Source organism: Actinomycetota bacterium (genome assembly GCA_036280995.1).
Classification (GTDB): Bacteria; Actinomycetota; CALGFH01; order CALGFH01; family CALGFH01; genus CALGFH01.
The window spans coordinates 1-5,552 of sequence record DASUPQ010000220.1 but is presented as its reverse complement, the minus strand read 5'-3'; the positions used below and the strand labels follow the sequence as shown (position 1 = coordinate 5,552).

7 protein-coding genes are annotated in these 5,552 nt (G+C 75.2%); 3 read left to right on the top strand and 4 right to left on the bottom strand.

All coding sequences use genetic code 11. The features are described from left to right. The coding region (locus VF468_07020; protein HEX5878057.1) for an MMPL family transporter at positions 1-1,957 on the bottom strand (1,957 nt) is incomplete at its 3' end. 15 nt (positions 1,958-1,972) lie between these two features. Next, positions 1,973-2,599, bottom strand: a complete 627-nt coding sequence (locus VF468_07015; GenBank protein HEX5878056.1) for a hypothetical protein — start codon at positions 2,597-2,599, stop codon at positions 1,973-1,975. 193 nt (positions 2,600-2,792) lie between these two features. Here VF468_07015 and VF468_07010 point away from each other — a divergent pair, with 193 nt between their 5' ends. Genes VF468_07010 through VF468_07000 form a run of 3 tightly spaced genes read left to right on the top strand, consistent with a single transcriptional unit; the run spans position 2,793 to position 4,495 of the window. Next, positions 2,793-3,245, top strand: a complete 453-nt coding sequence (locus tag VF468_07010) for a hypothetical protein (GenBank protein ID HEX5878055.1) — start codon at positions 2,793-2,795, stop codon at positions 3,243-3,245. A gap of 7 nt (positions 3,246-3,252) precedes the next feature. Next, entirely contained in the window at positions 3,253-3,660 is a 408-nt protein-coding gene (locus tag VF468_07005) for an SPW repeat protein (GenBank protein ID HEX5878054.1), read from the top strand. 10 nt (positions 3,661-3,670) lie between these two features. After that, positions 3,671-4,495, top strand: a complete 825-nt coding sequence (locus VF468_07000; protein HEX5878053.1) for a sigma-70 family RNA polymerase sigma factor — start codon at positions 3,671-3,673, stop codon at positions 4,493-4,495. 7 nt (positions 4,496-4,502) lie between these two features. On the opposite strand, the gene VF468_06995 is transcribed toward VF468_07000, so the two are convergent. Both VF468_06995 and VF468_06990 read right to left on the bottom strand, forming a co-directional pair. Beyond that, entirely contained in the window at positions 4,503-4,991 is a 489-nt protein-coding gene (locus tag VF468_06995; GenBank protein HEX5878052.1) for a general stress protein, read from the bottom strand. A 140-nt stretch (positions 4,992-5,131) separates the two neighbouring features. After that, the coding region (locus VF468_06990) for a GerMN domain-containing protein (GenBank protein HEX5878051.1) at positions 5,132-5,552 on the bottom strand (421 nt) is incomplete at its 5' end.

Genomic DNA, 5,552 nt, shown 5'->3' with positions numbered 1-5,552 from the left:
CCTCCCAGATTGCCCCGACCCCGAAGATGTTGTAGTCGGAGCCGAGGGCGACCAGCAGCACCGCGGCCGCGAAGGGCACGTAGAAGGTGACCCCGTCGTGGCCGAGGAGGCCCTCGAACACCAGGATGGTCAGCCCCAGGGAGGCGCCCAGGGCGAGCACGCTGGTGGCCAGCAGGTACACGGGGGCGACCAGGGCCCGCAGGTAGATGACCAGCAGCAGCAGGTCGACCAGCACGGCCGCCAGGGCGATGCGGCCCAGGTCGCTGCGGGTCTGGCGGACGATCGCCTCGGCCAGGGCGGTGTCGCCGGCGAAGCTGGCCGTGGCGCCCTCCAGCCCGGCCTGGTCCAGGAGCTCCGGGGCCTGTTCGCGCAGGGCGCCGACCTGGTCGATGGCGGTCGAGCCGAGCGGGTCCTGGTCCAGCACGAGCACGTATCGGGCGGCGTCGCCGTCCCGGGAGAGCACGGCCCCTAGCACCAGCGGGGTCAGCTGCTCGCGGGGGCCGACCACGGCGGCCACGCCCGGCTGGCGCTCCAGCAGGTCCTGGAACCGAGCCAGGTCGCCCCGCTGGCGGGTGATGCCCGGCTGGGAGACCACCACCACGGTGGGGGAGAGGATGCCGGGGGAGAACCCTGTGGCGGCGGCCGCGGCCGCCCGCTGCTCCTCGGAATCCTGGGGCAGCGAGCGGACGATGGTCAGGGCCAGGTCGGTGCCGCGCAGCGGCAGCGACGCCACCGCCAGTACGGCGACGGTGCCGGCGACCACCAGCACGGCGACCTTGGGGGTGAGCATCCGGCGGACCGCCCGCTCCTGGAGGCCGGTCCGGCGGGCCGCGGCCGCCTGGCGGGCCGGCTGGCCGTCGTCGCCCGGCCGGCCGGGCCGGCTCGGCCAGAACACGGCCGCCCCGGCGATGGCCAGCAGGGCCGGGATCAGGGTGACGGCCACGACCAGGCCGACCAGGATGGTCAGGGCCATCCCGGGGCCGAAGGCCTGGAACAGCTCCAGCTCGGCGGCGAGCAAGGCGGCGGTGCCGGCGGCCACGGTCAGCCCGGCCGCGACCACGATCGGCCCGACCTCGCCGGTGGCCCGGGCCGCGGCCTCCAGGGGGCGGTCGCCGTCGCGCAGCCGGTGTTGCATGGCCGACAGGTAGAAGATGGCGTAGTCGGTGACGATGCCGAGCAGCAGCGCCACCATCAGCGGCTCCAGCTCGCTGGGCACGGCCACCCCGATCAGCCCGCCCAGCCAGGCCACCGCCCGCACCGACACCAGGTAGGCCACCCCGGCCGCGACCAGGCAGACCAGCGGGGCGCCCACGGCCCGGTAGTTGAGCCCGACGATCAGCACGATGACGGCCAGGGTGGCCGCCTCGATCAGGGGCAGGCTGCGCTCGATGGTGCGGGCCTGGGCGAGCCGCCCGGGGATGGCCCCGGTCACCCCGACCAGGTGGTCGTCGGGCTCGTTGACTTGGGTGCGGGCGAACCGGCGGGCCAGCTCGGTCTGCTCGGCGAAGCCCATCCGGGGGTCGAAGAACAAGAAGGTGATGGCGGTGGTGTTGGCCTCCCGCGAGCCCGGCACGACCCCGGCGGTGTTGATCAGCGGCAGGGCGCCGCCGATGCGCTCCAGCCCCGGGTAGCCGTGCTGGGTCAGCCGGGCGGCACGGTTCACGATCTCGGCCTGCTTGAGGGCGGAGAAGCCGTCGGGGTCGCGCTGGACCACCGCCACCCGGCTCAGGATGGGGAAGCCGAACTTCAGCACCGAGTCGATCTCGGCCTGGATGGCCGGGTTGTCCTCGGGGACCAGGCCGCCGAAGCTGCCCCCGCCGGCCTGCTGGATACTGGGCAGGGCCACCGTGGCCCACACCGCCAGCGCGATCCAGGCGGCCACCATCACATAGCGGAGCCGGACCAGGACCCTGGCCAGGCGGGCCCAGCGTCCCGAGGGCGCATGGGGGCTGCTCATGCGCCCTCCATGGGTTCAGGCGTTGACGCGGGGACGGCTGCGGCCGGCCGGTGCGTCCAGACCGAGCCGGCCCAGCTCCGCCCGGGCGAGCCGGTCAAACCGACCGGCCTCCAGGTCCGCCACCGGGTCGGCGCTGACCGCCTGGAGCACATGGTAGGGGAGGGTGTGGATGGCCCGGCGGGCCAGCAGCTCCTCCAGGCCGGGGTCGAGGCCACCGGCGGCCAGGCGCTCGGCCAGCGCCCCCGCCTCCCGGGCCCGGCGCAGCCGTAGCGGCAGGTAGAAGCCGAGCACCGGGGTGGCCGGGATCACGGCGATGGCTAGGCCGAGCAGCAGGCCCAGGCTGCGGATGCTCTCACTGCTGGAGCGGCCGGCCGCCTGCACCTCGGCGGCGGACTCGCGGACCCGCCGGCCCAGCTCGCCGGGTCCCTCGCCGACCAGCGGGACCTCGCCGATGGTCTCCAGCGCCCGCCCTGTCTGGTCGAGGGCGGTCCCGGCGCCGACCACCGTCTCGCTCAGGCTGCGCAGCTCGCGCAGCTCGTCGCCGGCGAGCACACCGATCGCGATCCACAACGCCACCCACAAGGTCAACAGCACGTCCAGGACACGGGTCGTCCTCCGCTTGGGAAGCAGACTGGCTTCCAACCGCATGGCCACCTCCGCGCGTGACACCAACGCCTTCAGGCTGACCGCATGATGCCGCGGTCAATCGTCCCGGCAGGCTGCGGATGTGTTGCGGTTGGTTGCCACGGCCGTGACGGCGCGGCTGGCCCTGGTCACGGCGGGAACACCCTGTCTGAGACAAACGGGAAGCGCTGTACCACAAGGAGGACCAGTCATGGCCAGAATCGACCCGACCCGGGCGCCGGACGCCGCCGACCAGCCGCGGCTGCCGGCACAGCCAAGTAACCAGAAACCACGAGGGCCCATGATCCCCCGGTCCTGGGCCGGCCTGATCGTGGCGTTCCTCCTCGGGGCGCTGGCGAGCGGGCTGATCACCGGCGCCGTCGTCTACTCCCTGAACGACGACCCACAGGTCGTCACCCGGACCGTGACCGTGCCGGCGCCCGACGCCGACCCCGCCGGCGAGCCCGCCGGTGCCGCGGCCGCCCCCTGCGCCGAGACCGCCCGGCTGGCCCAGCAGCAGCTGGACGCCGTCACCGCCGGCCTCCGGCAGCTCGGCCGGCTCGACACCACCGGCCTGCAGCAGACCATCGATCGGCTCCAGAACGTCCAGCCCGACCTGCAGCGGGCGGCCACCGCCTGCCAGACCGAAGCCACCAGTCCCTGACGCCGGCATGAAGCGCCCACTCGCCAAGCTGGAGCTCACCGCCACCGGGGCGTTGCTGCTCGCCGGCGCCTGGCTGGCCGCGTCGCCGTTTCTCGCCGGCTACACGCGGCTCCAGGTGGCCAGCTGGCACAACGCCCTGGCCGGCCTGGCCGTGATCGTGCTGGCCGTCCTGCAGCACGCCCGCCCGGCCCGCCGGCCCCTGACCGGCGCGGTCCTGGCCGGCATCGGCATCTGGCTGCTGGTGGCGCCGGTGCTGCTGGGGTACGGCAGCTGGCTGGTGCGCGACTCCGAGCCCGGCCAGGCGACCTGGAACGGGGCCTTCGCCGCCGCGGTCGTGCTGGCCGCCACCGCGGTCCACGCCTTCGCGACCGGCCGGTCGGGCCGAACCCCCGCCGAGACCGACAAAAGGACGTGACCGCCTCCCCATGACGCTCTCCCTCGCCAGGCCCGAGCCCACCGACCTGAAGCCGGACGACCACGCCGGCCGCCAGCTGGTCGAGCAGTGGCTGCGGGCCTACGCCGCCGGCCGCGATCCGGAGGTGCGCGACCGGATCCTCCGGGCGTATCTGGGCATGGCCGACCGGCTGGCCGAGCGGTTCCGGCGCAGCCGCAACACCAGCCGCGAGGACCTGCGGCAGGCGGCCCGCCTCGGGCTGCTCACCGCCATCGACCGCTACGACCCGGACCGCGCCGACGGGTTCGTCCCCTACGCCGTGGCCTGTGTCGTCGGTGAGCTGAAGCGCCACCTGCGCGACACCACCTGGCGGGTGGCGGTGCCCCGTCAGACCAAGGAGCTGGCCCTGCGGGTCTGCCGGGCGGCCGACGAGCTCGCCGGCGAGCTGGGACGCTCGCCCGCCGCGGCCGACGTGGCCGAGGCGCTCGACTTGGACGAGGAGGCGGTCCTGGAGGCCATGGGGGCGGCCAGGAGCCGGCTCCAGACCTCGCTCGACGAGCCCCTGGAGCACCGCCCCGACCTGGCCCTGGCCGACGTGCTCGCCGACGACGCCCTGGTCGACCGCGAGGACCTCATCCTGCTGCCCCAGCTGGTGGCTGCACTGCCCGAGCCCGAGCGGACCGTGGTCTGGCTCTACTACTTCGAGGAGCGCACCCAGCGGGAGATCGGCGAGGTCACCGGTCGCTGCCAGATGTCGGTGTCGCGCCTGCTGCGGCGGGCCGTGCAGCGCCTGCGCGGCGAGCTGCAGGCGCCGCCTCCGACTCCAGGGCCGGCTGAGCGGCCCGGGCCGCCCTGATCGGGCGTCAGCCTGAGCCCTGGCCGTCGTGGCCCAGGCGCTCCAGCAGCCGGCAGGCCTGGTCGGCCACCTCGCCGTCGGCCACCAGGTCGTAGCGGTCGGCCTGGAGCACGCTGTGGCGGCCGGTCCGTCTGGGGACGCGCAGCGCCTCCACCCCGGCGCCAATGGCCATGCCGGCCAGCGCACCCGCCAAGGCGGCCCAGGCGGCGAAGGTGAGCGCGGCGGCCAAAGGCTCGTCGAGCAAGGTCACGGCGGCCAGGACGCCGAGGACGGCCGCGGTCGGCGCCCCCAGCAGCAGCCCGTGCAGGGCGGCCCAGCCGTAGCCGGCCCGGTCCCCGCGCGGCTCGAGCAGGCGCAGCCCGCGGGCCACCACCGTGAGCCGGCGGACCGGAAACCGGGCGCCGGCCAGCTGGTCGACGGCCTGCTGGGCCTGCTGGTAGGACGAGTAGGACCCGACGACCCGCCAGCCGACCCGCCGCTCGTCCCAGCTGCGCATCCAATCCTCGACTTCCACGTGTGCACGCTCCGGCAACCAGTCCAGGTGGGATGATGGTTGCCGGATCGGGACGGCGAGGGCGGGTCGTTCACGTCCTCGCCCGCCAATCGCAACCGGGTCGCAACAGCCGACCCGGGACGCTAGCCGGCCGGACCGACGGCGGCGAAGTCGGCCCGGGTGGCGGCGCCGGTCTTGGTGGGACCGTCGGCGGTCGGGATCTCCGCCGGCTGGCCGTCGACGCTGAACTGGACGCCGCCGATCCCCGGCAGCTCGGTGATGGTGTAGACCAGCTGGGCCAGGGCCAGGACCTGCTCGTGGAGGCCGACGGCGGCGAAGTCCCGGTCCAGGGGGACCGTGACCGTCCCGGCGGCCACCTGCGCCAAGGCGGCCCCCGTGACCGGGGCGCTGCGCAGCCCGGCGGCCGCCTCCGCCGGGGTCGGACCGGCGGCCAGGGCGGCCACCACGGCGGTGGGCGTCGCCGGCGCCGGGACCTGGCGCCGGACCGGGGCCAGCCGCTCGCCGTCGACCAGGAACACCACCGCTGTCGTGGTCGCCGGCGCC